The organism is Caballeronia cordobensis, assembly GCF_001544575.2.
GTDB classification, from domain to species: Bacteria; Pseudomonadota; Gammaproteobacteria; order Burkholderiales; family Burkholderiaceae; genus Caballeronia; species Caballeronia cordobensis.
In genome coordinates this window covers 70315-96495 of the sequence record NZ_FCNY02000005.1, presented here as the reverse complement: position 1 = coordinate 96495, position 26181 = coordinate 70315, and the positions used below count along the sequence as shown (strand labels likewise).

Below are 26181 nucleotides of genomic sequence, written 5' to 3'. Positions count from 1 at the left end.
CCATACGCTACCATCTCATGCTTGGAAGAATTTCCCCTCGCTACCAGGGCGAGCCGGTTGGCGAAGGACCGTCGGCGTGTTGGCCCAGATAGTTGCGTAGATGCTCAACGAAGCAAGCGACTTTCGCTGACAGGTTCAGCCGCTCTGGATAGACAGCGTAGATATCCGCAGTCGGAGTTTGGTAGTCCGCTAAAACCTGCGCCAGCCGTCCGCTGCGAAGATACTTCGCGATATCCCATTCGGCACGCATGAGGATTCCCTGCCCCTCGAGCGCCCAATTAAGCGCAACTTCTCCGTCGTTAGTGCTCAACTTGCCGTGTACTTTGATGGTCTCGGTGCGCCCACTACGACTTAGACGCCAGTTGCCGTAGGCCGCTTCATTTTGCCGCAACACGATGCATTGATGCTGCGTCAGGTCATGCGGGTAGATTGGTTCGCCGGCGGCACGCAAGTAACTGGGCGAAGCGACCAAAAGGCGGCGATTAAGCGCGATCCTTTTCGCAATGAGCCGCGAATCCGGCATTTCCCCGAATCGTACCGAGACGTCGATGCTTTCGTCGGGCAAGCTGACGGGCCGGTCCGTGAGATGCAACTGTACTTCCACCTCGGGGAAGTCGTGACTAAAAGCTGAAATCGCGGGTCCGATATAAGACCTGCCAAAGCCCAGAGGCGCATTCACGCGCAACAGCCCCTTGGGGGCCGCACGGCTGCTCGAAACCAGACGCTCCATGTCGTCGATGTCGCTCAGGATGCGCTGCGCATGGGCGAAATAGACTTCACCTTCATTGGTCAGATTAATACGTCTAGTGGTCCGGTTAAGCAGACGGACCCCCAATCGGTCTTCCAGCGCTGACAGGCGCCGCGACACTGCTGGTGGAGTCAGATTCAACTCTTGCGCCGTTGCCACCAGACTCCCTCGCTTGACCAGCAGGCAGAAGAAACCGAGGTCCGAGTCCATGATTCGTGAGTTTTTTGCAATGATGTTTTAAGTCTAGCTCGATTCATACGTGTCGTCATTGGTTTTAGTCTTTGTTCTGGCAACTGCCAAACAGCCACTCCGTCCTCGGAGGTAGGCAATCAGAGCCGCGCAAGACGGCGACACAGTTAATCGGAACAGGAGACATCCATGGAAATGGATCTGGAAAAACGAACCCTGCGCAAGATCACATGGCGCATCGTGCCGTTCATCATGCTGCTGTACTTCGTCGCCTACATTGACCGCGTCAATATCGGCTTTGCGTCGCTTACCATGCGAACCGATCTGGGCTTCACTGCCTCGATCCTCGGCTTTGGTGCCGGCATCTTCTTCTGGGGATATTTCCTGTTTGAGGTGCCTTCCAACATCATCTTGCACAAGGTCGGCGCGCGGATGTGGATCGCTCGGGTCATGGTCACCTGGGGCATCATTTCCGCCGCGATGGCCTTCGTTAAAGGGCCGACGAGTTTTTACATCATCCGATTCCTGCTGGGCGCCGCTGAGGCGGGCTTCTTCCCGGGAATCATCTTGTACCTCAGTTACTGGTTCCCGGCGCGGCACCGTGCGGGTGTGGTCGCTTTCTTCATGGCCGCTGCACCGCTCTCCACCGCTTTGGGATCGCCGCTCTCTGCCGCCTTGCTCGAAATGAATGGCGTCATGGGTCTGCACGGCTGGCAGTGGATGTTCATTCTGGAAGCAATTCCGGCGCTCATTCTGGGTGTTGTCGTGTTCTTCTATATGACCGACAAACCCGAAAAGGCGAAATGGCTGAAGGACGACGAACGCACTTGGCTCGTCAACGTCATGAACGACGAAGCTTCCAAAAGATCCACTACCGCCAAGCACGGCATCATCAGCGGCCTTGCTAATCCCCGCGTATTGGCCTTGTCGCTCATCTACTTCGGGACTTCTGCAGGGCTCTATACGCTCGGCATCTGGGCTCCGCAGATCATCAAGCAGCTCGGCGTCTCCTCCATGACCGTTGGCGTACTCAACGCCATCCCCCCAGTGGTCTCGGTCGTTGCCATGATCTTCTGGTCACGCCACTCTGACCGCACCGGCGAGCGCACATGGCACGTTGCGCTGGCGTGTGTGGCGGCTGCCGTCGGCCTGGCTATTGCGGCGGTCGCCAATAGCGTCGTAGGACTGATTGCTGCCCTGACGCTCGTCAATATCGGCATTAGCTGCGCCAAGCCGCCGCTCTGGACCATGCCGACGATGTTTCTGTCAGGCGCTGCAGCCGCCACCGGTATCGCGACGATCAATTCGATCGGGAATCTGGGCGGCTTCGCTGGACCGGCGATGATCGGTTGGGTCAAGGATCAGACTGGTAGTTATGCAGGAGGACTCTATTTCGTTGCATGCCTGCTCGTACTCTCCGCGGTCCTTACGCTGCTGCTCGCCCGTACTCAGAAAGCGCCTGTCACGCCCGGCAATGCCGCGGCGCACTGAAAACTAAAGCGCGTCCCCGATCACTAGTTGTTAGAGGAATTCAAGATGGACAAGGAAGCAGCCGTTCAGTCCGTGACGGACACCATGGCCAAATTCACCGCTTATATCGGAAAACGTCTACCGACGGACGTTAAGGCGAAGCTGGCCGAACTGCGCACTCTGGAAACGAACCCGCTCGCGAAATCAATCTACGATTCAATGGACGGCAATCAGAAAGCCGCCGATAAATTGGACCGTCCGAGTTGTCAGGATACTGGAGTCATCCAGTACTTTGTGGAGGCCGGAGCCAACTTTCCGTTGCTGGGGGAGTTGGAAGAGATTCTGCGCGAAGCCACTTCAGGCGCGACGGAGATGGGACCGCTGCGCCACAACGCAGTCGAGACGTTCGAAGAGAAAAACACAGGCACGAATACCGGCACGCAAATTCCATGGCTTGATTGGCGCATTGTTCCGGAAAGCGATAGCTGCACGATCGACGTGTATATGGCCGGTGGCGGCTGCACTCTGCCGGGAGCGGCAAAAGTATTGATGCCGGGGCAGGGCTACGAAGGTGTGGCGGAGTTCGTGATGGACGTCATCACCGAACGCGGCGTCAACGCGTGCCCGCCGCTGTTGGTTGGCATCGGTGTTTCGACGTCGGTGGAAACCGCAGCGCGTCTTTCCAAGCTGGCAATCCTGCGGCCGGTCAACTCTAAAAGTGCAAATCCGCGGGCGGCGCTGATGGAGGAGCTGCTTGAGGAAGGGCTCAACGAGATTGGAATCGGGCCGCAGGGGCTGACGGGTAACAACAGCGTGATGGGCGTGAACATCGAATCGTCGGCACGTCATCCGTCGACCATCGGCGTTGCGATCAATACGGGGTGCTGGGCGCATCGGCGCGGCAAGATTCGCATCAATGCCGACTCGACCTATGAAATCCTGTCGCATGAAGGAGTGGTTCTGTGAAAAAAGTCCTGACCACCCCCATCAAGAGCGAAGACCTCGAAGACCTCAATGTCGGCGACGTCGTTTATTTGACTGGTCGTCTTGTGACCTGTCGTGACGTGGCGCATCGAAGACTCATCGAACAAGGCAGACATCTTCCCGTGGATCTCGCAGGCGGTGCAATCTTTCATGCTGGCCCGATCGTTCGAAAGAAAGAAGACGGCAGCTTCGAAATGGTTTCGATCGGCCCGACGACCAGCATGCGCATGGAGAAGTTCGAACGCGAGTTCATCGAGCAGACTGGCGTGAAGCTGATTGTGGGAAAGGGCGGCATGGGCCCCGAGACGGCGGCCGGCTGCGAAGAGCACAAAGCCGTACATGCCATTTTCCCGGGCGGATGCGCGGTGCTGGCTGCGACGCTCGTTGAGGAGATCGAGGGCGCGGAATGGCAGGATCTCGGCATGCCCGAAACGTTGTGGATCAATCGGGTTAAAGAGTTCGGCCCCCTTATTATCTCCATCGACACCAAGGGCAACAATCTCATGGCGAAAAACAAGGCCGCGTTCAACGAAAAGAAAAAGCCGATTCTCGAAAAGATCAGCGCCCAACTCAGATTCATCAAGTAGTGCCAGGCTTAGGCGGCCATGGACATTTTTCCTGGTTCGCTTGAACGAGGGCACTGCATACACCCAACTCATGAAGGACGGAGACAGACATGAAAACGTATCGCATCGCAACCATCCCCGGTGACGGCATTGGCAAAGAAGTTGTTCCCGCTGGCCAGCAAGTACTCGAAGCGCTTGCCAAGTCCGACAAGTCGTTTGCCTTCGAGTTTGAAAATTTCGATTGGGGCGGCGACTATTACCGCAAGCACGGCGTAATGATGCCCGAGGACGGTCTTGATGCGATCCGTGACAAGGACGCCATTTTGTTCGGCTCGGCAGGCGACCCGGATATTCCCGATCACATCACGCTCTGGGGTCTTCGTCTGAAGATCTGCCAAGGTCTGGATCAGTACGCGAACGTGCGCCCGACGCGCATCCTCCCGGGCATCGATGCACCGCTCAAGCGCTGTAAGCCGGAAGATTTGAACTGGGTAATCGTCCGCGAGAACTCGGAAGGCGAATACTCGGGCGTCGGCGGCCGCGTGCACCAAGGTCATCCGATCGAGGCCGCAACGGACGTGTCGATCCTCACTCGCGCCGGTGTTGAACGCATCATGCGCTTCGCATTCAAGTTGGCGCAATCGCGTCCGCGCAAGCTGCTTACCGTTATTACGAAGAGCAACGCGCAACGCCACGCAATGGTTATGTGGGATGAGATCGCGCTGGAAATCTCGAAGGAGTTCCCTGACGTCAAATGGGACAAGGAACTCGTCGACGCGTCGACCGCGCGCATGGTCAACCGCCCTGAGACGCTCGACACGATTGTCGCAACCAACCTGCACGCGGATATTCTGAGTGACCTGGCTGCCGCGCTTGCGGGTAGTCTCGGCATCGCCCCGACCGGCAACATCGATCCCGAGCACCGCTATCCGTCGATGTTCGAACCGATTCACGGGTCCGCATTCGACATCATGGGCAAAGGCCTCGCCAATCCGGTCGGCACGTTCTGGTCGGTCGTGATGCTGCTCGAACACCTCGGCGAATTCGATGCTGCCACGCGTGTGATGCAGGCAGTCGAAAAGGTGACTGCTGATAAATCGCTCCATACGCGAGACCTTGGCGGTAGCGCAACGACGGCGCAAGTCACCGAAGCGGTCTGCGCGCAACTCCAAAAGGCAGCCGCCAGCCAAGCTGCTTAAGGAAAGGCGGTTTGAGTTCCGCGCTCGCCGGATGAAGGCGGGCGCGTACGGAACTCGCGCACCCAATCAACACGAACCATTGGCCCGGCAACGTATCCGGGACGTGTGCGACTCGTCCTGACTTTCTCCAAGCGATCGAGAGTGCGTAATGCGTGTCGACGGACCGTGGCGCATTTCGCTTCAATCTCGGCCAACGGCCAACCTGTGAGAGCAGTAATGAAACCCTCCCAATCCAAAGGTCTGGCCGAGATCAATGGCGTGGACGTGGACCGTCTACTGAAAGACATGTTCGATGCCGCGATTACGACAGCACAGCCGGCTCTGCGAGTTCCTCACTTTCTTCCACAGCCTCCGCGTGGACGCACGATTGTGATCGGCGCAGGAAAAGCCTCGGCTGCCATGGCAAAAGCCGTGGAAGACCACTGGACCGCTCCTCTCGAAGGTCTCGTCGTCACACGCTACGGTTACGCAGTCGCGTGCGAGCGAATTAAGATCGTCGAGGCCGCGCATCCCGTGCCCGATGCCCGAGGTCTGGAAGCCGCCGAGCGCATGATGCGGCTCGTCTCGGGGCTTACCGCGGATGACCTCGTCATCTGCCTTATCTCGGGGGGTGGCTCTTCGTTACTTCCTCTCCCCGCGGAGGGACTCACGCTGCAGGACAAGCAGGAAATGAATCAGGCGCTGCTCGACAGTGGGGCCACGATATCCGAGATGAATTGTGTGCGCAGGCACCTGTCGCGCGTCAAGGGCGGCCGTCTTGCGGCTGCCTGCTATCCGGCGCGTGTCGTCAACCTCATTATCTCGGACGTTCCCGCAGATGCCGCCGCGGATATCGCGTCGGGCCCGACGGTTCCCGATACGACAACGTGCGCAGATGCATTGGCCATCCTGCGCCGTTACGAGATATGTGCGTCTTCTGTAGCAATTGCGCTTCTCGAAGAGGGTCTATCCGAGAGCGTGAAGCCTGGCGACCCGCGCCTGGCTCAGATAGAAACACATTTGATCGCCACACCGCAACTGGCGCTTGAAGCGGCTGCGCTCAAATCGCGCGACGCGGGTATCGACGTACACATCCTCAGCGACGCAATCGAAGGTGAAGCTCGCGACGTAGGCTCTGTCATGGCGGCAATCGCCATGCAAGTCACTCGGCGCGGCCAGCCATTTCAGGCGCCGTGCATATTGCTGTCGGGCGGGGAAACGACCGTAACCATTCGAGGCGATGGCCGTGGCGGGCGTAACGTCGAGTTCCTTCTTTCGCTTGGCGTTGCACTGAACGGCGAGGCGGGCATCTACGCGCTCGCGGGCGATACGGACGGGGTCGATGGGGTGGAAGAAATCGCAGGCGCCATTCTCCGGCCCAACACGCTGCAGCGCGCAAGGGAGCGCGGTATGCGCCCGACCGATAGCCTGCAGAACAACGACGCGCACGGCTTTTTCCAGGCACTGGGGGACTCGGTCACGACCGGCCCGACGCTGACCAACGTGAACGATTTTCGTGCCATCTACATCGCCGCTCAGCGTGGCGACCTTTCAAGGAGTCTATAACGATGCGCCGAACTCGCAACGCGAAGATTGTTGCAACATTGGGACCGGCTAGCACCAGCCGAGACACCATCGAAGCCCTGTTTAAGGCGGGTGCGGATGTTTTCCGGCTGAACTTCAGCCATGGGTCTCATGAAGATCACCAACGTCGACTCGAAGTCATCCGGTCGATCGAGAAGGACCTGCGCCGGCCGATCGGTGTGCTTCTTGATCTCCAAGGGCCGAAGCTCCGGATTGGCACGTTCGCGAGCGGTCCGATATCCCTTGCGAAGGGCGCGTCGTTTCGGCTGGATCTCGACAATGCAACGCCGGGCGACGCGACGCGCGTCGCGCTTCCCCACCCTGAGATTTTCGCTGCGCTGAAAGAGCAGACTAACCTCTTGCTGGACGATGGCCGGGTTCAGTTGCGAGTCGAACGGTGCGGACCCGACTTTGCAGAAACTACTGTGATCGTTGGTGGGCCGCTATCGGAGCGCAAGGGCGTCAACGTTCCTGATGTGGTCTTGCCTCTCTCCGCAATGACTGAAAAGGATCGTCGCGATCTCGAGTTCGGTCTTACCCTCGGCATCGACTGGCTCGCATTGTCTTTCGTACAGCGGGTCGAAGATATCCAGGCGGTCAGGAAGATCGTCGGCGACCGAGTTGGCATCGTGGCCAAGCTGGAAAAACCGGCGGCAATCGGCAGCCTTGATGCGATCGTCGACGAGGCGGACGCCGTAATGGTTGCGCGCGGCGACCTCGGCGTCGAAATGCCTGCGGAACAAGTGCCAGCGATTCAGAAACGTATCGTGCGCGCCTGTCGAAAGGCCGGCAAACCGGTGATCGTTGCGACTCAAATGCTTGAGTCGATGGTCACCGCGCCCGTACCGACTCGAGCGGAGGCGTCCGACGTCGCCACCGCCGTGTACGACGGCGCGGATGCGGTAATGCTATCGGCCGAGTCGGCAAGTGGGAAATATCCCGTCGAAGCCGTGCGGATGATGGATCTGATCATCTCACAGACCGAGCATGATCCTTACTACCGCGAGGTGATGGCGGCGTCTCATGCCGAGCCGCGCGCGACGCCGTCGGATGCCATCGGGTATGCGATGCGGCACGTAACGGGCCTGCTCGACGCAGTCGCCACCGTTGCCTACACCAGTTCCGGTTACTCAGCCCTCTGCATGGCACGCGAACGGCCCTGCGCGCCGATCGTCGGCATGACACCGCAGATGGGAACGGCCCGCCGTCTCGCGCTGGCCTGGGGCGTCCATTCCGTCTTGTGTAAGGAACTGGTCGATGCGGCTGAAGTAAGTGAGCTGGCATGCGAGACGGTTCGTGCCGAAGGATTTGGCGAATCAGGTCAAACCGTCGTCATTTCTGCGGGCATGCCGTTCGGCACGCCTGGTACCACTAATCTTCTGCGCATTGCGCAAATTCAGTAGGGCACGGAATGATCTCGCGGAGGGATTTGAGGACAATATTGCTACGTCCATGTTGATCATGCCCATCGGATTGGCGCGTTCACAGAAGTATCGACAGCCGTCTCAATGGCTGGCAAAAGTGGGCTTGTCCGAGATCGCGAATGTCAGCAGTGCGGCGCGCTGCATTTCTACTACGGCTGAACGCCGAACGTCGGCAAAGGCCGAGGCGTCAGAATTCACCGTCAGGCCGGGCTCGGCCAGGAGGCGACGCTCGTAGTGCAGGCGCAAGTCGGCCGCCTACTCGCCTTAACCAGCCATTCGAGTTCGAATCTCAAGTGGTTCGCTACGCAAGAAGGTGCGCGGCTGTTGTTATCGCCGCCTGTCGACTACCCTGGATCTTTCACGCAGAAAGGAGCGTCGGCGCAAATTCGGCCGACAGACATTCTTCAACGAAAGCAGCGAACTGACGCGCTTTACCGCTCGCCATACGCCCCGTCGGATACAGCGCGGAGAGAGCTATACCCGGCAGCTTCCAGTCATCCATGACAGCGACGACCGCTCCCGATTTTAGTTCGGGAGAAAACGCCCATTCGGACGCGACGGCAAGGCCGATGTCCGAGAAGACGGCGGCGCGCAATCCCTCGGTCGCGGATATCTTCACGCGACTCTGTAGTCTGATGGACTGCTCGACGGAGTCCCTGCGGAATGTCCAGTCCTCGCCGCTGTTAATGTCGCGCGTGTAGACCACCGCGTGATGCTCGAGCAGATCTGCAGGCTTCGTCGGAATGCCGCAGCGATCAAAGTACGCGGGTGTCGCGAGTACGCGCCGGCGAGCCTCGCCGATGCGTCGGGCGGTCATGTTTGAATCGCGCAGGTCACCCATTCGCAATGCCAGATCGACGCCTTCTTCGACAAGATCGATATTGCGGTCGTCAAGGAGCAGTTCGACTTCCAGGTCGGGATGCTTGCTCAGAAAGCCTGGCAACTTTGGAACGATATGCAGCCTTGCAAAGCAGACTGCGGCGGACACGCGAAGCTTTCCTGTCAATCCCGCAGCCGTGCCCCGTGCGGCAAGCACGGCCGCGCCCGATTCCTCGACGGCACGCCTCGCACGTATGTAGAAATTTTGCCCCGCCTCGGTTGGCGTCAACGCGCGGGTCGAGCGCAGTAGCAATTTGACGCCGAGCCATTCCTCCAGTTGCGCCACGGCCTTCGACACGGCCGGCTGCCCGATGTCGAAATGGCGCGCGGCTGCGGAGAACGAGCCTGTATCGACGACGCGGATATAAATCTCGAATGCGGCAAGGCGGTCCATCGGAATTCTCCTGAGCTGCGCAGAATGGATGAGGCGCCGCGTGCGCAGGGTTCGAAGCACCAGCAAGGTGCGGCGTCTGCCGTGCCGATAGCGTACCTCACCTGGCAAGACGCATTCGATGTGGAGGCCTCATGCCCGCGTGGCGGTGGCAGCCCGCAACGCACAGCCATTCGCGTCGCCGATTTATCCCGATCTGGAATAGACCTCATCCTGATAGAGGGCTATATCCGGCCCCGCCGGTTCTCTACATTTGATCTCAACGCATCGCGTGACGCACCCGTCCCTGGGGTGCGCAACCATACTCTCAAAGGAAACATCATGACCAGGCTGTTTAGTTCCAGCAAAGTCGGCACCTATGACCTCGCTCATCGTGTCGTCCTTGCGCCTATGACCCGTCTGCGCACCATTCAGCCCGATGATATTCCCAGCCCGATGATGGCGAGCTTCTATGCTCAGCGTGCTTCGGAAGGGGGCCTCGTCATCATCGAAGCGGCGAGCATTTCACGGCAGGCGCGCTCGTATCTAGGCGCGGCGAGCATCTTCCACGACGGTCAGGACGCGGGCTGGAAGGCGATCGCCGACGCGGTGCACGCGAAGGGTGGTCGCGCGTTCCTGCAACTGATCCACGGTGGACGTCAGAGCCACGTCGAAGTCAACGACGGCGGCTCGCCCGTCGCGCCCTCGGTGGTGCCATTCGAAGGCGTTGCGCTCACCACGGACGGGTTCGTTCCGGTGTCGCCGCACCGTGCGCTGGAAACCCACGAGATTGCGGGGATTGTCGAAGATTTCCGTCAGGCTGCGGAACGCGCGAAGAAGGCCGGCTTCGACGGTGTCGAATTGCACGGGGCCAACGGCTATCTCGTCGACCAGTTTATCCAGGACGGCACGAACCGGCGTACCGATGAATACGGTGGCCCGGTCGAGAACCGTGTGCGTTTCATGCGCGAGGCACTCGAAGCGCTGATTTCCGTGTTCGGCGCGGATCGCGTCGGGGTGCGGATCTCGCCGTCGGGCGAATGGGGCGGCGTATCCGACAGCGACCCTGAGGCGACGTTCAGCCATGTCGCCAAGGTGCTCGACTCGTACGGGATTGCCTATCTTCACGTCATCGAGCCGCGTATCAAGGGGGACGATACATTGCATCATGGCCATCCTGTCGTGGCGGCGGCGTATCTGCGTCCACACTTCTCGGGTCCGATCATCGCGGCGGGCGGGTTCGATCGCGAAAGTGCGATCGCGGTCGTCGAGTCGGGCGTGGCCGACTTGGTTGCATTCGGACGTCACTTCTCGTCGAACCCGGATCTTCCCGCTCGCCTGGCGCGTGATCTGCCGCTCACGCCTTATGTCCGCGCGGCGTTCTGGGGAGGTAACGAAGAGAACTACTCGGACTTTCCAATGTATGAGGTGCAGCAGGCAGCAAGCCGCACTGTCCAGGACGAAGAAAGTGCCGAGGCGGTGTAACGGCTAGTTCGGGCGTTCGCGGGATGCAGCGTGACAGCAAGAAAGCCGGCCGTGCGCAGGCCATTGCGATGCCCGGCCGGCTTCGATGGAGACATCGATCATGAGTCAAGCACAAGTGGTAGTGGACACGGATGCCGCGGCGGAAATCACGATGGTCTCGAAGGCGGCTGCAGCAACGAACGCGCTGCATGCGGGATCCCGGGCGCCGACGTTTGCCTTGCATGACACGCTCGGCCGCCGCGTCGCGCTGGATCAACTGCTGCGCGCGGGTCCGGTCGTGCTCTATTTCCAGCGTGGTTCGTGGTGTGCATTCGGTGAAGAAAACCTCGTGCGATTCTCGGCCGTGCATGAGCGTATCGCTGCCGCGGGAGCAACGGCGCTCGCCGTTGCTCCGCCCGGCGGATCGGACGATCGCGCTGACCGGTTACCGATTCCCAAACTCGTCGACACCGACCTATGCCTTGCGCGAGCGTTCGGCTTAACCTTTGATCTTCCGGAGGAACTGCGTAGTCGCTATATCGATCTGGGCTATGTACCGCCTAGGATACGCAAGTCGGGCGTGTTTCTCGTCCCGGTCCCAGCGACCTACATTCTTGACGAGGACGGCGTGGTCGTGTTTGCCCATGTCGACTTCGACTACCGAAACGGATTGGATAGCGAGTCCTTGCTGAAGGGGCTTGACGCGCTTCGAGTGAGACGCGAAGTTCGCGATCGAGATCGCCCGCGTGGAGGTCTTCGAGCCTTGACGGTCGTGACGAAAGCCAACGATTTCGAGCACTAGTGGCGAGCGGTAAATGCGCCAGCACTAAATCAGCATCCGTCTTCGCATCCGCTTTCGGAGACTACTGCCAGTTGCCGCGCGAATCGCCTCGTCGTATGGACGTGCGGAGATGCAAGCGATTCCTTCACCATGCTGGGCATTGTCCCGGAAATTCCGGAGGTCCTGCCTTATTGACAGTCCCTTGAAAGCAACGTGTTTCACCACTTCGTCGCCGCTTGTTGCGTTGCTTCGTCTGCGGCGGCGAGGTGGATCTTTCCACTAAACGAGGAAATGGAGTTCTTATGGCTAAGCTAGGTAATAAGGTTGCGATCGTGACAGGCGGGTCCCGGGGCATCGGTGCTGCCATTGCCAGAAGATTGGCCGCGGATGGCGCACGCGTGGTGATCACTTTCTCTAAAGGCAGTGAAGCCGCGGCAACCGTGGTGAAAGCAATTGAAGCCGCCGGAGGAGAAGCGATTGCAATCCAAGCCGATGCCGCACGTGCAGAGGCAATCAATAGTGCGGTACAGCAGACGATTACCGCGTATGGCGGCCTTGACATCCTCGTCAACAATGCAGGGACAGCCATTCCGAAACGGTTTGAAGAGACGACGCTGGAGGAATTGGACCACGTGATCAACCTGAATATCCGAGGCGTGTTCCTAGCAACACAAGCAGCTCTTAAGCACCTGAGGACAGGGGGGCGCATCATAAATATCGGCTCGTGCGTGGGAGAGCGAATGATGACGCCGGGCCTTGTCTCGTATTCTGCGACGAAGGCTGCCATACGCATGTTCACGCAAGGCCTGTCCCGCGAGGTGGGCGAACGCGCTATCACCGTCAACAATATTCAACCCGGTCCGATTGACACGGATCTCAACCCAGCAGGGGGTGATTGGGCGACCCCGCAGTTAGAGATGACTGCCCTTAAGCGGTACGGGCACGTCGACGAAATTGCAGCGATCGTTGCTTTTGTTGCTAGTGACGAGGCGGCGTATATCACGGGAGCGAATCTAACGGTCGATGGCGGAACGAATGCTTAGGTGAGAGTCAACTGACTCTCGTCGCGCAGTGAACTTGCCGTGCTTGTTACGTATCGGGTAATCACGCACGCAGATGTCGGATCACTTTGGCGCAACGCACCATCGTTGACTGACACATCGCCATTTGCATCTTTATTGAAGTAACCAACGGCCGTTGAGATTTTGAGGACGGCCGTTTATCTCGCAGTCGCGGACTGGCCGAAATGGGTCGATAGCGACGCTAACGGAGTACGACGCATCAACCAGATCGTCCATGCAAATTAAGAACGGCCGCCCGAATCAGGCAGTATTTCATGTTCGTCTTCAAATGTGGGCCGTCGTCATCGACTCTTCGAGAACTCGACCGCGGTTAGCTCGAGTCCGACCGTTGGATCCGCCTAGCAGCTTTCGCTGCGCAGGGGTTTCAATACGGGAAAATGCGTCGCTGAAAACTTTCAACATCCGAGCATCATCCGCGTTCTGCGCGAGCCAGAAACCCGCCCAGATCTTCGTGTGCGTCGGCATTCGGCAGAGCCGGTCCGCCACTCGCTCGACTCGTTCCTGCGCAAAACCTTCACGCGTGCACATCGCTCGACGTTTTGCCTGAGCGGCTCACGCTATCGTATCTACTCACATCAATCTGCGATTTTCTTCGTTATCAGGCAAACGAGACCGTTTTAGGATGTTCTCTTGAGTCATTCAAGAGAGTGTCGTGAGCAGCTCACAAGACCTTTTACTTGCGCCGCACGATTCAAACGAAGCGCATTCACCGAATCCGACGCCGCGCGGCGAAGACGCCTACGAGCGCATCCGGCACGATGTGCTGACCTGCCGCTTCATGCCGGGATCGGTGCTCACCGAGCATCAGCTGATGGAGCAGTACGGATTCGGCAAGAGCAGTTGCCGCATTGCGCTCGTGCGTCTCGCTCATGAGGGCTATGTGCGCGCGATGCCCCGGCAGGGCTATCGGATCGCCGCCGTCACCTTGCGCGACGTCGAAGAGGTGTTCGCATTGCGGGTGCAGCTCGAACCGCTGGCGGCCCGCCTTGCCTGCGGCCGGGTCGATACCGCCTTGCTGCGGCGGCTGGAGGCGGCGTGCCGCGTGCCGTATCCCGAGCGCGCGCTCAATGACCAGATCGACGTGTTCATGGACGCTAACCGCGAGTTTCATCTGGCCATTGCGAAGGCAAGCGGCAATGAAAGACTGCATCGCATGCTGGCGAATCTGGTGGATGAGATGTCGCGGCTGGTCGCGCTGGGCTTCGGTGTGCAGAAGACCAAGCCCGAAATCAAGCACGATCACAACGCGATGATCGACGCATTCGACGCCAACGACGGTCGCCGCGCCGAAACCATCGCACGGCGGCATATCGAGACGTTCCGCGACATGACGATGGAGAAGGTCTACGCGAGCCTGTCGAGCGCGGGCGCGTCGTTGCCTGTGTTCACGACCCTGGAGCCGCGCCGATGACGAGCGGAGCCATATCGGTAAGAGGCGTCAGCAAGCGCTTCGGCGATCTGGCGGTGCTAGACGACATCGCGTTCGAGGTCGCCGATGGCGAGACGGTCGCATTGCTCGGCACCTCGGGTTGCGGCAAGAGCACGCTGCTCAACATTGTTGCGGGGCTGATCGATCCGGACGCCGGTGAGCTCTGGCTCGGCGATGCGCGCGCCACGCGGCAGGAAGACCGTCGCGCGCTCGCCTACATGTTCCAGGAAGACCGGCTTTTGCCGTGGCGTTCGGTGCGTGCGAACGCGGAGTTCGGTCTCGAAGCCGCGCGCCCGGCATTGTCCGCCAAAGAACGGCGGACGCGCGCGCTGGCCGCACTGGAGATCGTGGGGCTGGACGGGTTCGCGGAAAGCCATCCGCACCAGTTGTCCGGCGGCATGCGCAGCCGCGTCGCGCTGGCGCGCAGCCTGGTGGGCGAGCCGCGCATCCTGCTGATGGACGAACCGTTCTCGAAGCTCGATCCGCAGACGCGCTCGCAGATGCATGGCGAGTTGCTGCGCATCCGCGCGCTGCGCAATACGACGGTGCTGTTCGTCACCCACGACGTCGAGGAAGCTGTCGTATTGGCCGATCGTGTTGTGGTACTGGCGCCGCGTCCCGGGCGCGTGCGCGACATCGTGCGCATCGATCTGCCGCGTCCGCGCGACGCCACCGATCGCGATGTGGCCGAAGCCGTGCGCCGGCTGCGCCTGCTGCTCTGAAATCAACCTGGTTCCTATCGATCGATGTCCACCGTTGAAACTCGTTCCCTGCCGTCGCTCGTGGCGCAGCGCGCGCTGCTCGTGGTCAGCATGCAAAAACCCCCACGTCGCGCGCCAGCGTGGGGGTTTTCAGGCTCGACGCTCGATGAGCGTGTGGATCAGAAGTCGAATCCTGGGCCGCCCGCGCCCGCCCCGGCCGGCGCGGCGGCCGCTGCCGCATCCTTCGGCGCTTCGTGTACCGTGGCATCGGTCGTGAGCAGCAGGCCCGCCACCGACGCCGCATTCTGCAGCGCCGTGCGCGTGACCTTGGTCGGATCGAGCACGCCCGACTCGACCAGATCGCCGTACTCGCCCGTCGCCGCGTTATAGCCGAAGTTGCCGCTGCCCTCCGACACCTTCGCGACGACCACGCTCGCCTCTTCACCTGCGTTCGACACGATCTGACGCAGCGGCTCTTCGAGTGCGCGCAGCACGATCTTGACGCCCGCGTCCTGATCCGGCGTCGCGCCCCTGACACCGGCGATCGCCTGCTTTACGCGGATCAGCGCGACACCGCCGCCCGGCACGATGCCTTCCTCGACCGCCGCGCGCGTCGCATGCAGCGCGTCGTCCACGCGGTCCTTCTTTTCCTTCACCTCGATCTCGGTCGCACCGCCCACCTTGATCACGGCGACGCCGCCGGCGAGCTTGGCGACCCGCTCCTGGAGCTTCTCGCGGTCGTAGTCGGAGGTAGCTTCTTCGATCTGGGCGCGAATCTGCTTCACGCGCGCCTCGATGTTCTTCGAATCGCCTGCGCCGTCGATGACGGTGGTGTTCTCCTTGCCCACTTCCACGCGCTTGGCCTGACCCAGTTCGGCGAGCGTCGCCTTCTCGAGCGTGAGTCCGGTCTCTTCGGAGATGACTTGGCCGCCCGTGAGAATGGCGATGTCTTCGAGCAGCGCCTTGCGGCGGTCGCCAAAGCCCGGCGCCTTGACAGCCACGGTCTTGAGGATGCCGCGAATGTTGTTGACGACGAGCGTGGCGAGTGCCTCGCCCTCGACGTCCTCCGCGATGATGAGCAGCGGCCGCCCGGCTTTCGCCACCTGTTCGAGCACCGGCAGCAGATCGCGGATGTTCGATACCTTCTTGTCGTGCAGCAGGATATAGGGCTCGTCGAGCGCGGCGACCTGGCGATCCTGATTGTTGATGAAGTACGGCGAGAGATATCCCCGGTCGAACTGCAGGCCTTCGACCACGTCGAGTTCGTCGGCGAGCGACTTGCCGTCTTCCACCGTGATCACCCCTTCCTTGCCGACGCGATCGATGGCTTCCGCAATACGCTGTCCGATAGACTCTTCGCCGTTGGCGGAAATGGTCGCGACCTGGGCAATCTCCTTGCTGGTCGTGGTCGGCTTGCTGATCTTCTTCAGTTCCTCGACGGCGGCGCTCACCGCGCGGTCGATGCCGCGCTTCAGGTCGAGCGGATTCAATCCGGCCGCGACGTACTTGTTGCCCTCGCGGACGATCGCCTGCGCCAGAACGGTGGCGGTGGTCGTGCCGTCGCCGGCGAGGTCGCTGGTCTTCGAGGCGACTTCCTTGACGAGTTGCGCGCCGATATTCTGCAGCTTGTCCGCGAGCTCCACTTCCTTGGCGACGGACACGCCGTCCTTGGTGACGACGGGCGCGCCGAAGCTGCGTTCAAGCACGACATTGCGGCCCTTCGGACCGAGCGTGACCTTGACTGCATTGGCGAGAATATTGACGCCCTCGATGAGCTTCGTGCGGGCGTTGTCCGAGAAAACGATATCCTTTGCTGCCATTTTCATGCGCTCCTTATTTTGCGTTCACGACTGCCACGATGTCTTCTTCGCGCAGCACGAGCAGCTCGTTGCCATCGACCTTGACGGCCTGGCCTGAATATTTTCCGAACAGAACGCGGTCGCCGACCTTGACGTCGGGCTCGACCCGTTTTCCATCGGCGTCGCGGCGACCCGGCCCGACCGCGAGGATCTCACCCTGATCGGGCTTCTCTGCGGCGCTCTCGGGAATCACGATGCCCGATGCGGTGCGGGTTTCCTGATCCAGACGTTTGACGATCACACGATCGTGCAAGGGACGCAGACTCATTCGATTACTCCTCCAGCATGTGTCGAGAACTGGCACTCCTCCCAACGGAGTGCTACCGAAGAGCGAGTATAGGGAGCGGGTCTGCGCAGCCTAAATAAGCGTTCTGCAAATGGATAGCGTGTTGCTGCGTATGTGCTAATGCGCGCGCGGCACGTCCAGCCGACGCATCGACGCTGAAAGGCGAGTCCTCATTTGCAAATGAAGAATGCTTCGTTCAGCTTCGGCGGGATTGCTCGCATAGTTCGGTCTGGTGGCTATAGACGGTTGATTTCCTCAGACGACTGTCGGCGCCGTCGGCATCTGTGGCGAAGTTAGATAACGGAGACGTCATGACTGACGAAGTGCAGGAACGCGTAACACATCCGGTGCTGGAAGCGGCGCGCGAGGCCGCGACAGCAGGGCAATTGCCTTTTGCGGGCAGCGTGTCTCCACGCGACGCATGGGATCTGGTCCAGACGGGGGATGCCGTGCTGGTCGACGTGCGCACAGCCGAGGAGCGCAAGTTCGTAGGTCTCGTGCCCGAGAGTGTTCACGTTGCATGGGCGACGGGCACCAGCCTGACGCGCAATCCGCGTTTCGCGCGCGAACTCGAAGCAAAGACGGGCAAGGATGCCGTCGTGCTCCTTCTGTGCCGCAGCGGGAAACGTTCGGCGGCCGCCGCCGAGGCTGCGACGAAAGCGGGCTTTGTGAATGCCTTCAACGTGAGCGAGGGCTTCGAGGGCGATCTCGACGAGCAACAGCGGCGAGGCACGCAGAACGGTTGGCGCTACCTCGGCCTGCCCTGGGTTCAGGACTAGAAGTTCGCCGAAAATATCATCGAAAGGACTGTACTGTGGCCGCATTCGATATTGCCGACATTGTTCAATCGCTGCAGACGGTCCGCCAGCAGTGGCGGGAAGTGCAGAAGCGCTCGCTCGAACCGGGCGGGCGCGAGTTGCCCGCGCGCGAGGCGCTTGCGGACATCGTCGGAGCGCTGAAAGGGGTGCTCTTCCCGATGCGCCTCGGTCCGCGTGACCTGCGTCAGGAGAGTGAGAACTTCTACATTGGTCACGCGCTGGATTTTGCGCTGCAGGGTCTGCTCGCGCAGGCGAAGCTCGAACTGCAGTACAAGGCCCGTCATCTGCCGCGCGACGATCAAGCAATCGACACGCGCGCGAGCGAAACGGTCCGCGCGTTCGCCGGCGCACTGCCGCGCATTCGTGCCTTGCTCGACAGCGACATCCTCGCGGCGTATCAGGGCGACCCGGCAGCAGGCAGCGTCGACGAAGTGCTGCTGTGCTATCCGGGCATTCTGGTGATGATTCATCACCGCATCGCGCACGAACTCTACCGGCTCAAGCTGCCGCTGCTCGCGCGCATCATCGCCGAGCTCGCGCACGGGGAAACCGGCATCGACATTCACCCGGGTGCGCGTATCGGCTCGGGCTTCTTCATCGATCATGGCACCGGTGTGGTGATCGGCGAGACCACCATCATCGGCAATCACGTGCGCATCTATCAGGCGGTGACGCTCGGCGCCAAGCGTTTTCCGCGCGACGCGGACGGACATCTCGAGAAGGGGCTGGCACGTCATCCCATCGTGGAGGACGACGTCGTCATATACGCCGGCGCGACGATCCTCGGCCGGGTGACGCTCGGGCGCGGCGCGGTGATCGGTGGCAACGTGTGGCTCACGCACGATGTTGCCCCAGGCGCTTCCATTACGCAGGCGCTGACACAAAGTGCAGAAGCTGCAGCGAACGCGCAAGTGCGGCAGCAACAATCATGAGCGGGCTCGTGCAACATCTCGGCTTCGCCGTGCGGCAATGGCGCGAGTCTCGTGGCTGGACGCAGGAGCAGCTCGCGGCGCACGCGGGTCTCAATCGAACTTATGTCGGGGAAATCGAACGCGGGTCCTGCATTGCATCGATCGTGACGGTAGAGAAGCTCGCGCAGGCTCTGGAAGTGCCGATCGCGCGGTTACTGACGACTCAGTTGGAGCAGAGATCGGCATCGCTGACCGACGGCGATGCGGAAAACGTGGAGAAATGACGTCTATAGCAGGTTGATCGGGAATTTGCGGCTTCTGATAATGACGCTCGTTCATAAGTATTCCCGTTCAGATCATATAGACCCCGGAGCTTCTCATGACCGCGACAGTCGGCGGCGCGACCGCGCTCGGCGATAATGCAGCACGGCAACTAGCCAATGCCACCAAGACCGTCCCGCAACTCTCCACCATCACGCCTCGCTGGCTCACGCATGTGTTGCAGTGGGTACCGGTCGAGGCCGGCATCTATCGTCTGAACCAAGTCAAGAACCCCGAGGCAGTGCGCGCGCTGTGCACGCAGCGCGAAGACGAGAGCATGCTGCCGCGCACCTTCGTCCCGTACGAAGAGCATCCTCGCGAGTACTTCCTGAACGCGGTGAGCACCGTGCTCGACGTGCAGACCCGAGTCGCCGATCTCTATAGCAGCCCGCACGATCAGACGAAAGAGCAATTGCGCCTGACGATCGAGACGATCAAGGAGGTGCAGGAGAGCCAGCTCATCAACAACCCTGACTACGGACTGCTGGCCAACGTCGCGGAGGACCAGCGCGTCTTCCCGCTGATGGGCGCGCCGACACCCGACGACCTCGATGAACTCCTCACGAAGGTTTGGAAGGAACCCGCGTTCTTCCTGACTCATCCGCTGGCGATCGCGGCATTCGGCCGTGAATGCACGCGTCGGGGCGTGCCGCCGCCGACAGTGAGCCTGTTCGGCTCGCAATTTCTCACGTGGCGCGGTATTCCGTTGATTCCGTCCGACAAGGTGCCGGTGGCGGACGGCAAGACCAAGATCCTGCTGCTGCGCGTGGGCGAGAAACGCCAGGGCGTGGTCGGGCTGTATCAGCCGGGCGTGGCAGGCGAGCAGGGTCCGGGGTTGTCCGTGCGTTTCATGGGCATCAACAATCACGCGATCGCGTCGTATCTGATCTCGCTGTATTGCTCGCTCGCCGTGCATTCTCCGGATGCACTGGCAGTCCTCGACGACGTGGAGATCGCCAAGTACCATGAGTATCCCGACACCTATCGATAACCCGCTGAGCGATCGCGTGCCGTCGGCGCCGCAATCGGAGGCTCCGGCAGGATTGCCTGATGTCGCGACGCTCGCGCGTCTCGCGAATGAATTTTTCTCGAGCATTCCGGGCAGCGCCACGCCGGCAGCGGCTAGCGTCGGCAGCGGCGCAGGGCAGTCGGTCTCGGCGGCATTGCCCTTCACGGCGCCGGTTACGAGCGTGGCTAGCAATCCCGCGCCGCCTGGTTCGCCGCTCGCAGGCCCAGGCGGAACAGGCACCGGCGTGCCGGGCGCGACCCTTCCGCAAGGGCACGTTCCCGGAGCGAATCTCGTGCCGTCCTCGCCGCTCCATGTACTTTCGCTCGGCAATCGCGTGCCTGCGCTTGCCCCGCATGCGATCGCTCACGACACCGTGCCGGATTCCGCGCAAGCTGTGTTGCCCGCGCTGGAGCCACGCTTCGGCAGTGCGGCGCTGGGAACCGAGCCGGTGCAGGTCGAGCGTCCATCGGCACCCGGCGCGTTCACGTCCGGTTATTACTTTCTGAACGAGGGCAGTCAGCCCGCGCATGTGCATCGCGAGACACTTAGTCCCGGACAAGGCGTCTCCCCCGAATCGTTCGGCTTGCCCGGCGATGACTTTCTGCGTTCGCTGTCGGAAGAAAGGCGCGGCACTGCGGCGCAGGGCGGATCCGATCGAACCGGTGCCTATTACTTCGCGGAGGACGAACGCAACCATGCGTCCTACGCCAGGTCCGCCCATCCGCCGTTCGACATCAACGCGATCCGACGCGACTTCCCGATCCTTCAGGAGCGCGTCAACGGCAGACAGCTCGTCTGGTTCGACAACGCGGCAACGACCCAGAAGCCGCAAGCGGTCATCGACCGGCTCGCGTATTTCTACGCGCACGAGAACTCGAACATCCATCGCGCCGCGCATGCCATCGCGGGCCGCGCGACCGATGCCTACGAAGGGGCGCGCGAGACGGTGCGACGCTTCCTCAATGCATCGTCGACGGAAGAGATCATCTTCGTGCGCGGCACGACCGAAGGCATCAATCTGGTCGCGAAGTCGTGGGGTGCAAAAAACGTCGGCGAGGGCGACGAGATCATCGTGTCGCATCTGGAGCACCATGCGAACATCGTGCCGTGGCAACAGCTTGTCGCGGAGAAGGGCGCGACACTGCGCGTGATTCCCGTCGACGATTCAGGGCAGGTGAAGCTCGACGAATATCAGCGCATGCTCAACGGACGCACGAAGATCGTTTCAGTGACCCAGGTGTCGAACGCGCTGGGCACCGTCGTGCCGGTGCAGGAGATTGTCGCGATGGCGCATCGTGCGGGCGCGCGAGCGCTCGTCGATGGTGCGCAGTCGGTGTCGCACATGCGCGTGGACGTGCAGAGCGTCGATGCGGACTTCTTCGTGTTCTCCGGACACAAGATCTTCGGGCCGACCGGCATCGGCGCCGTATACGGCAAGCGGGAAGTGCTAGAGGACATGCCGCCGTGGGAAGGGGGCGGCAACATGATCCAGGACGTTACCTTCGAGCGCACGGTATTTCAGGGTCCGCCGAGCCGTTTCGAGGCGGGCACCGGCAATATCGCGGATGCGGTGGGTCTCGGCGCGGCGCTCGATTATGTGATGCGCATCGGCATCGAGAACATCGGGCGCTACGAGCATGATCTGCTGGCCTATGCGACGCATCTTCTGCGTCCGGTCCCGGGCGTGCGGCTCATCGGCACGGCGGACGACAAGGCAAGTGTGCTGTCGTTCGTGCTGAAGGGCTATCAGCCGGAAGAGGTCGGCCGCGCGCTGAACGAGGAAGGTATTGCGGTGCGTTCGGGGCATCACTGCGCACAGCCGATCCTGCGTCGTTTCGGCGTCGAAGCGACGGTGCGGCCATCGCTCGCGTTCTACAACACGTGCGACGAGGTGGATCGCTTCATCTCGGTCGTGCGTCGTCTGGCGGGGCGCCGCTAAGCACGGCATGACGCGAGCGGAGCGCTCGCGTCAGGCTTCGCCGTGAACTATGACGGAAACGACGGCTCGCCGAGCATGAGCTTGAGCAGGTTGGCCCAAGCGAACATCGCTACCGCCTAGGACAAGTCGAGGATTTCGCCTTTCGACAGGCCCGCTGCAATCAGCGGCGCCAGCGCGTTCGCATCGATCGATTCGGGCGCCAGTGTGATATCGATCGCGTAGCGGACGATGGCGCGCTCGCGCTCGGTCGTGCCGGCCGTGTGTGGATCGGCGAATATCTGCTGGATGACATCGTCGTGTTTTGCGAGTTGCGCAAACCGCTGCGCGTGCCTGCAGGGCCGCGAAATGATGCTCGCGATCCGCCGCGAACGGCATGGCAGCGATGCCGCGCGCGCGTCGATATTCGAATGAAAGCCTGTCGCGAAGATCAGGAAAATCGACTGGTTAACGCCCCTTCGGTGTGTGGACGACGAGTGCATCACCTGCGAAGGTGATGCGCCCGAGCGGGCTGCCGAGGTGCAAGAAGGCATGCGCGTGCTGCGACGCCCGCAACAGCTTGTGCTGGGACGAATTAGCGTCGAGGTCGTGTTGGGCGAGCGCCTCGTTGGGCTGCGTGTAGTCGGCGAAAGTTGTGATATTCACCGTGATGCCTTGGTTCGCTGCATTGGCCGCCACCGTGTGCCAGACGTCCTCGTCCTCGCCCGACATGATGCCGACTCGAACCGTCTGGCCCGCTGCCTGAACCGGCTGCACACAGGCCACGCACCAGGCAAGGAGAATGGAAAGCAGTGCGGACGTCAACGGCGTGGTGGTCTTCATCGATAAGGGCTGTGTCAGTTCGAAAAGACGTGATCCTGTTGCGCCGCGCAGAGCTACCAATAACTTCGAGTTCGTGACGGTTTCGTTGGACAGGCCACTGTCTCCGACGCCGCGGAAGGCGTTTGGAAATGCAATGCTTTGCAGAAAAGCTTGTTTGTGGAACCGTTCTCATCGGCCTAGATTGGTGACACCGAGCTATTTTGGATGTGAGTCATGTCGCACTTCCTGGCGCTGTACTGGCACGCTCTAACGGGCTCGCCAATGCGGCTGCAGGGGCGCTTTCGCGCGCGTTCCGCCGGCGTGGACGAGGCAGGCGAACGCCCCGTGGTGGATGCGGCAACGCGCGCGGATCGGCTCGAATGCATTGCGCTCTATGCGCGCGCCGGCTACTTCGACATGAGCCACACCGCCGACGCGCTTCAGTTGCACACCGAAGCGCCGTTGCACTGAGACGGTCGCAACCGGACTACCCGGACAGGATCACCGATCGCGGAGCACATCATGAGCGATGTTGTCGTCGAAAGAGAAGCTACCCGGCAATCCGAGGTCGAGGCCAAGCTGAACTACCTCGTGCCGACGGGCGTACGGCCGGTCTCCTATGCGTACGAGCCGCCTGCGGGCGTACCGCGCAGCACGGGTGAATATCGCGCGCACGCGGTCAGGATTTCGAACGCGCGCCTACGGCCGCCGCCCGGAGGACTGTCGCTTGACCGGAACGGCTTCGAACTGCATCGTTCAACGCCGGCTCTAACCGATTTCTCCGACGAGGCCGCGATTCGCTCGGTCTACTATGCGCAATCCGAGCGGCTGCTCAAGACGTGGACCGGCGCGAAGCGCGTCGTCATCTTCGATCACACGCTGCGCGATGGCCATGCGGATCGGGCGCAGGGCGTCAGGGAGCCGGTACTGCGCATCCACAACGATCAGACGTTCGTCTCCGGGCCGCGTCGGGTCCGGGATCATCTTCCGCTTGAAGAGGCCGATCGGTTGCTGAGAGGGCGTTTTGCGATCGTCAACCTCTGGCGCCCGGTCGGCGAGCCGGTGGAATCGTCCCCGCTTGCGCTGTGCGACTCGCGCAGCATCGATTTGCGAGATGCCGTGGCGCAGGACCTGGTCTATCCGACGATGACCGGCGAAACCTATGCGTTCGTGCACAACCTGCAGCACCGCTGGTATTACTTCCCGGATATGACGCCGGACGAGGCGCTGCTCATCAAGATCTACGATTCCGCGGGCGACGGCATTGCGCGATTTACCGCGCACACCGCATTCGAGGATTCCTCTGCGCCGCCCGATGCGAAGCCGCGTCGCAGCATCGAACTGCGAACGCTGTTGTTCTTCTGATTCAGCGCTCTCCGTCCGCCGTACCGCCGCGCAGGCGCGCCGCCAAAGCGCGCGCGGCGAGATCGAGCAGGAAGCCGAGCGCGCCGATCACGAGAATCACGGCGGTCAGCTCGGAATACGCGAGGCGGTCACGCGTGTCGAGGATCAGATAACCGAGGCCGGCGCTCACGCCGAGCATTTCGGCAGGCACCAGCACGATCCACAGGATGCCGATGGCAAGCCGCACGCCCGTCAGTACGTGCGCGGCGATTCCGGGCACGTAGATGTGCAAGAGCATTTCGGTGCGCGTGGCGGCGAGGCTCTCGCCGAGCCGGATCCAGCGCCGGTCGAGATGGCCGACGCCCGCCGCGGTGCTCATAACCAGCGGCCAGACGGAGGCGAAGGCGAGCAGGAAGTACACGGCGCGGTCGCCGACACCGAGCGACATCACCGCAACCGGCATCCATGACAGCGGCGAGACCATGCGCATGAACTGCAGCGTCGGTGAGAGCGCTTGTTCGAGCCAGCGCAGACGGCCGAGGGCGAAGCCCACCGGTACGCCCACGATCAGTGCCCAGGCAAGTCCAACCGCGATGCGCTTGAGGCTCGTTGCGATGTGCTCGAAGAGCCGGTCCTCCGAGGCGAGCGCGGGCAGGGCCTCCAGGGCGCGCTGCGGTGCGAACTGCGCGGCCATCGGGTTGTGTCCGGCAAGCAGCGTCACGGCAAGCCACCAGAGCGCGATCGTCGCCGTCAGCCCGGCGATCCCGAGCAACACGCCGCGCCAGCGCGCCCAGACGCGCCGTTGCGCTTGTGCCGCGAGTGGCGCTTCCGGTACGAGCACGCTAGACAAGGATCGTCTCCTGACGCACGTAGCCCGCACCCTGGCCAAAGGCCGTCATCCCGCCTGCCGCCTCGATGCTCTTCTTCACGAAGCGGTCGTCCACCAGATCCTTCGCGACCTGGGACGGCTCGAGCGAAGCGAGGAACTGGCTCGCGCCATCCACCTGCGTCGTCTTGAGCCGGCGCACGAGTTCCTCGGTATAGCTCGGATACGGATAGGGCTGAAAATCGATGCGCTTCGAGTGCCAGTCCGCGTGCTGAATCGCCTTGTCGCCGAGGTAGCGCCCCTGTTCGGCGGCAGAGGGCGCGAGTACCCGGGCGAGCAACTGTGAGTTATGCGGGGTGTAGTGATTCGGGCCTTCCTTGGAGAGCAGCTTCGCCGCGTCTTCCGGATGCGTGCGGGTCCATGACTGCGCCTTGACGATCGCGTCGACGACTTTCTGCGACCAGTCGGGGCGCTGCGTCAGGTCCTGCTCGTGCATGAAGATCACGCAGCACGCGTGATTGCGCCAGACATCGCCCGTGAAGCGGAGCACCCGTCCGACATTCAGTTGTTCCGCGGCGGCATTGAAGGGCTCGGCAACAATGTAGCCCGCGATCTGTTTCGAGGCGAGCGCGGGCGGCATGTCGGACGGCGGCATCACGATCAGGTTGACTTCTTTGGGACCGGGCGGCGCCGTACTCTTGAGCACGGGCCGCAGCCCCTGTGCACGCAGCATGTCCTGCAGGACAACGTTGTGGATCGAATACCAGAACGGCACGGCAACCGTCTTGCCTGCAAGATCACCGATCGACCCGATGTCCGGGGCAACGGTCAGCGCGGAGCCGTTCACGTGATTCCACGCGACCACCTTCGCGGGCGCCTTGCTGCCGTAGCGCGCCCAGACGGTCATCGGGGACAGCAGATGAACCACGTTCACCTGGCCGGACAGGAAAGCTTCGACGAGCTGTGCCCAGCTGCGCAGAAGCGTCGGCTTTTCGGCGCGGACACCCGCAGCCTCGAAGTATCCGTTGTTGTGTGCGACGAGCAGTGGTGTTGCGTCGGTGATCGGCAGGTAGCCGATGCGCACGGGCGCGTCGGGCTCGCTGGCGGCGCGTGCCTGGAGCGCCCCGAGCAGCGGAGCCGCGCCCGCGACGCTGAAAAGCGATGCGAGCTTGAGCCACTCGCGGCGCGACATCGGTAACTGGCACATCGAGATGATTTCCC

General features: G+C 61.6%; 25 protein-coding genes and 2 pseudogenes. 18 read left to right on the top strand and 9 right to left on the bottom strand.

Translation table 11 applies throughout. The features are described from left to right. Positions 1 to 40: 40 nt before the first annotated feature. Positions 41 to 958, bottom strand: coding sequence for a LysR family transcriptional regulator (locus tag AWB70_RS11235; protein WP_053570223.1), 918 nt, complete (start codon positions 956 to 958; stop codon positions 41 to 43). Between the two features lie 168 nt (positions 959 to 1126). Between AWB70_RS11235 and AWB70_RS11230 the strand changes: the two genes are divergently transcribed. The 6 genes from AWB70_RS11230 (at position 1127) to pyk (ending at position 8122) form a co-directional block, all read left to right on the top strand. Continuing rightward, a complete protein-coding gene (locus AWB70_RS11230) occupies positions 1127 to 2428 on the top strand; it encodes an MFS transporter (RefSeq protein ID WP_053570224.1) in 1302 nt (433 codons plus the stop codon). Between the two features lie 45 nt (positions 2429 to 2473). After that, complete coding sequence (ttdA, locus tag AWB70_RS11225) at positions 2474 to 3373, top strand: L(+)-tartrate dehydratase subunit alpha (protein WP_053570225.1); 900 nt, start codon at positions 2474 to 2476, stop codon at positions 3371 to 3373. Then, positions 3370 to 3978, top strand: coding sequence for a L(+)-tartrate dehydratase subunit beta (ttdB, locus tag AWB70_RS11220; protein ID WP_053570226.1), 609 nt, complete (start codon positions 3370 to 3372; stop codon positions 3976 to 3978). The genes ttdA and ttdB overlap by 4 nt, the downstream gene beginning before the upstream one ends. 89 nt (positions 3979 to 4067) lie before the next feature. Then, the gene (locus AWB70_RS11215; protein WP_053570227.1) at positions 4068 to 5156 is read left to right on the top strand and encodes a tartrate dehydrogenase; all 1089 of its coding nucleotides are present in this window, start codon (positions 4068 to 4070) and stop codon (positions 5154 to 5156) included. Between the two features lie 216 nt (positions 5157 to 5372). Next, positions 5373 to 6701: a glycerate kinase type-2 family protein gene (locus AWB70_RS11210; RefSeq protein WP_053570228.1), complete on the top strand. Its 1329-nt coding sequence runs from the start codon at positions 5373 to 5375 to the stop codon at positions 6699 to 6701. A gap of 2 nt (positions 6702 to 6703) precedes the next feature. Continuing rightward, positions 6704 to 8122 carry a pyruvate kinase gene (gene pyk, locus AWB70_RS11205; RefSeq protein ID WP_053570229.1) on the top strand — a complete coding sequence of 473 codons (1419 nt, stop codon included), beginning with the start codon at positions 6704 to 6706 and terminating at the stop codon, positions 8120 to 8122. Between the two features lie 102 nt (positions 8123 to 8224). Here pyk and AWB70_RS38715 read toward each other — a convergent pair whose 3' ends face one another. Continuing rightward, positions 8225 to 8389, bottom strand: coding sequence for a hypothetical protein (locus AWB70_RS38715; RefSeq protein WP_159680223.1), 165 nt, complete (start codon positions 8387 to 8389; stop codon positions 8225 to 8227). A gap of 112 nt (positions 8390 to 8501) precedes the next feature. Beyond that, entirely contained in the window at positions 8502 to 9416 is a 915-nt protein-coding gene (locus tag AWB70_RS11200) for a LysR family transcriptional regulator (protein WP_053570230.1), read from the bottom strand. Positions 9417 to 9734: 318 nt separating this feature from the next. On the opposite strand from AWB70_RS11200, the gene AWB70_RS11195 reads away from it, so the two are divergent. From AWB70_RS11195 to AWB70_RS11175, 5 genes are all read left to right on the top strand, one after another. Beyond that, complete coding sequence (locus AWB70_RS11195; RefSeq protein ID WP_053570231.1) at positions 9735 to 10877, top strand: alkene reductase; 1143 nt, start codon at positions 9735 to 9737, stop codon at positions 10875 to 10877. A 100-nt stretch (positions 10878 to 10977) separates the two neighbouring features. Then, the gene (locus tag AWB70_RS11190; protein ID WP_053570232.1) at positions 10978 to 11658 is read left to right on the top strand and encodes a redoxin domain-containing protein; all 681 of its coding nucleotides are present in this window, start codon (positions 10978 to 10980) and stop codon (positions 11656 to 11658) included. Between the two features lie 281 nt (positions 11659 to 11939). Continuing rightward, a complete protein-coding gene (locus AWB70_RS11185; RefSeq protein WP_053570233.1) occupies positions 11940 to 12680 on the top strand; it encodes an SDR family NAD(P)-dependent oxidoreductase in 741 nt (246 codons plus the stop codon). 691 nt (positions 12681 to 13371) lie between these two features. Further along, the gene (locus tag AWB70_RS11180; protein WP_053570235.1) at positions 13372 to 14130 is read left to right on the top strand and encodes a GntR family transcriptional regulator; all 759 of its coding nucleotides are present in this window, start codon (positions 13372 to 13374) and stop codon (positions 14128 to 14130) included. Further along, positions 14127 to 14870, top strand: coding sequence for an ABC transporter ATP-binding protein (locus AWB70_RS11175; RefSeq protein WP_053570236.1), 744 nt, complete (start codon positions 14127 to 14129; stop codon positions 14868 to 14870). The genes AWB70_RS11180 and AWB70_RS11175 overlap by 4 nt, the downstream gene beginning before the upstream one ends. A gap of 158 nt (positions 14871 to 15028) precedes the next feature. On the opposite strand, the gene groL is transcribed toward AWB70_RS11175, so the two are convergent. Both groL and AWB70_RS11165 read right to left on the bottom strand, forming a co-directional pair. Further along, on the bottom strand, positions 15029 to 16669 hold the full coding sequence (gene groL / locus AWB70_RS11170; protein ID WP_053570237.1) for a chaperonin GroEL: 1641 nt from the start codon (positions 16667 to 16669) through the stop codon (positions 15029 to 15031). A 13-nt stretch (positions 16670 to 16682) separates the two neighbouring features. After that, positions 16683 to 16976, bottom strand: a complete 294-nt coding sequence (locus AWB70_RS11165; protein ID WP_053570238.1) for a co-chaperone GroES — start codon at positions 16974 to 16976, stop codon at positions 16683 to 16685. 329 nt (positions 16977 to 17305) lie between these two features. Between AWB70_RS11165 and AWB70_RS11160 the strand changes: the two genes are divergently transcribed. The 5 genes from AWB70_RS11160 (at position 17306) to AWB70_RS11140 (ending at position 21992) form a co-directional block, all read left to right on the top strand. Continuing rightward, the gene (locus AWB70_RS11160) at positions 17306 to 17773 is read left to right on the top strand and encodes a rhodanese-like domain-containing protein (RefSeq protein ID WP_053570239.1); all 468 of its coding nucleotides are present in this window, start codon (positions 17306 to 17308) and stop codon (positions 17771 to 17773) included. A gap of 35 nt (positions 17774 to 17808) precedes the next feature. Continuing rightward, the gene (gene epsC / locus AWB70_RS11155) at positions 17809 to 18744 is read left to right on the top strand and encodes a serine O-acetyltransferase EpsC (protein WP_053570240.1); all 936 of its coding nucleotides are present in this window, start codon (positions 17809 to 17811) and stop codon (positions 18742 to 18744) included. Beyond that, positions 18741 to 19007 (top strand): helix-turn-helix domain-containing protein, encoded by a 267-nt coding sequence (locus tag AWB70_RS11150; RefSeq protein ID WP_082378134.1) that lies wholly within the window; start codon positions 18741 to 18743, stop codon positions 19005 to 19007. The genes epsC and AWB70_RS11150 overlap by 4 nt, the downstream gene beginning before the upstream one ends. Positions 19008 to 19102: 95 nt before the next feature. After that, entirely contained in the window at positions 19103 to 20035 is a 933-nt protein-coding gene (locus AWB70_RS11145) for a family 2A encapsulin nanocompartment shell protein (RefSeq protein ID WP_053570241.1), read from the top strand. After that, the gene (locus AWB70_RS11140; protein ID WP_053570242.1) at positions 20010 to 21992 is read left to right on the top strand and encodes a family 2A encapsulin nanocompartment cargo protein cysteine desulfurase; all 1983 of its coding nucleotides are present in this window, start codon (positions 20010 to 20012) and stop codon (positions 21990 to 21992) included. The genes AWB70_RS11145 and AWB70_RS11140 overlap by 26 nt, the downstream gene beginning before the upstream one ends. A 47-nt stretch (positions 21993 to 22039) precedes the next feature. Here AWB70_RS11140 and AWB70_RS39700 read toward each other — a convergent pair. Together AWB70_RS39700 and AWB70_RS11130 are read right to left on the bottom strand one after the other, a co-directional pair. Then, a pseudogene (locus AWB70_RS39700) lies at positions 22040 to 22522 on the bottom strand (peroxidase-related enzyme). A 25-nt stretch (positions 22523 to 22547) separates the two neighbouring features. Beyond that, a pseudogene (locus AWB70_RS11130) lies at positions 22548 to 22811 on the bottom strand (MetQ/NlpA family ABC transporter substrate-binding protein); the annotation flags it as partial. 213 nt (positions 22812 to 23024) lie between these two features. On the opposite strand from AWB70_RS11130, the gene AWB70_RS11125 reads away from it, so the two are divergent. Further along, entirely contained in the window at positions 23025 to 23261 is a 237-nt protein-coding gene (locus tag AWB70_RS11125) for a hypothetical protein (RefSeq protein WP_075644279.1), read from the top strand. A gap of 51 nt (positions 23262 to 23312) precedes the next feature. Next, positions 23313 to 24155, top strand: a complete 843-nt coding sequence (locus AWB70_RS11120) for a CmcJ/NvfI family oxidoreductase (protein WP_053570246.1) — start codon at positions 23313 to 23315, stop codon at positions 24153 to 24155. A gap of 1 nt (position 24156) precedes the next feature. Here the strand turns inward: AWB70_RS11120 and AWB70_RS11115 are convergent, their stop codons facing one another. Continuing rightward, positions 24157 to 24984: an ABC transporter permease gene (locus AWB70_RS11115; protein ID WP_053570247.1), complete on the bottom strand. Its 828-nt coding sequence runs from the start codon at positions 24982 to 24984 to the stop codon at positions 24157 to 24159. Further along, a complete protein-coding gene (locus AWB70_RS11110) occupies positions 24977 to 26167 on the bottom strand; it encodes an ABC transporter substrate-binding protein (RefSeq protein WP_053570248.1) in 1191 nt (396 codons plus the stop codon). The genes AWB70_RS11115 and AWB70_RS11110 overlap by 8 nt, the downstream gene beginning before the upstream one ends. Positions 26168 to 26181 lie beyond the last annotated feature (14 nt).

Bases quoted from the DNA above. Each gene is read 5' to 3' on its own strand.
- AWB70_RS11145 (WP_053570241.1), top strand. From the start codon at position 19,103: ATGACCGCGACAGTCGGCGGCGCGACCGCGCTCGGCGATAATGCAGCA.
- AWB70_RS11235 (WP_053570223.1), bottom strand. From the start codon at position 958: ATGGACTCGGACCTCGGTTTCTTCTGCCTGCTGGTCAAGCGAGGGAGT.
- AWB70_RS11125 (WP_075644279.1), top strand. From the start codon at position 23,025: ATGTCGCACTTCCTGGCGCTGTACTGGCACGCTCTAACGGGCTCGCCA.
- AWB70_RS11210 (WP_053570228.1), top strand. From the start codon at position 5,373: ATGAAACCCTCCCAATCCAAAGGTCTGGCCGAGATCAATGGCGTGGAC.
- AWB70_RS11185 (WP_053570233.1), top strand. From the start codon at position 11,940: ATGGCTAAGCTAGGTAATAAGGTTGCGATCGTGACAGGCGGGTCCCGG.
- AWB70_RS11190 (WP_053570232.1), top strand. From the start codon at position 10,978: ATGAGTCAAGCACAAGTGGTAGTGGACACGGATGCCGCGGCGGAAATC.
- AWB70_RS11230 (WP_053570224.1), top strand. From the start codon at position 1,127: ATGGAAATGGATCTGGAAAAACGAACCCTGCGCAAGATCACATGGCGC.
- AWB70_RS11110 (WP_053570248.1), bottom strand. From the start codon at position 26,167: ATGTGCCAGTTACCGATGTCGCGCCGCGAGTGGCTCAAGCTCGCATCG.
- AWB70_RS11195 (WP_053570231.1), top strand. From the start codon at position 9,735: ATGACCAGGCTGTTTAGTTCCAGCAAAGTCGGCACCTATGACCTCGCT.
- pyk (WP_053570229.1), top strand. From the start codon at position 6,704: ATGCGCCGAACTCGCAACGCGAAGATTGTTGCAACATTGGGACCGGCT.
- AWB70_RS11215 (WP_053570227.1), top strand. From the start codon at position 4,068: ATGAAAACGTATCGCATCGCAACCATCCCCGGTGACGGCATTGGCAAA.
- AWB70_RS11150 (WP_082378134.1), top strand. From the start codon at position 18,741: ATGAGCGGGCTCGTGCAACATCTCGGCTTCGCCGTGCGGCAATGGCGC.
- AWB70_RS11200 (WP_053570230.1), bottom strand. From the start codon at position 9,416: ATGGACCGCCTTGCCGCATTCGAGATTTATATCCGCGTCGTCGATACA.
- AWB70_RS11140 (WP_053570242.1), top strand. From the start codon at position 20,010: ATGAGTATCCCGACACCTATCGATAACCCGCTGAGCGATCGCGTGCCG.
- ttdA (WP_053570225.1), top strand. From the start codon at position 2,474: ATGGACAAGGAAGCAGCCGTTCAGTCCGTGACGGACACCATGGCCAAA.
- groL (WP_053570237.1), bottom strand. From the start codon at position 16,669: ATGGCAGCAAAGGATATCGTTTTCTCGGACAACGCCCGCACGAAGCTC.
- AWB70_RS11160 (WP_053570239.1), top strand. From the start codon at position 17,306: ATGACTGACGAAGTGCAGGAACGCGTAACACATCCGGTGCTGGAAGCG.
- AWB70_RS11175 (WP_053570236.1), top strand. From the start codon at position 14,127: ATGACGAGCGGAGCCATATCGGTAAGAGGCGTCAGCAAGCGCTTCGGC.
- AWB70_RS11165 (WP_053570238.1), bottom strand. From the start codon at position 16,976: ATGAGTCTGCGTCCCTTGCACGATCGTGTGATCGTCAAACGTCTGGAT.
- AWB70_RS11120 (WP_053570246.1), top strand. From the start codon at position 23,313: ATGAGCGATGTTGTCGTCGAAAGAGAAGCTACCCGGCAATCCGAGGTC.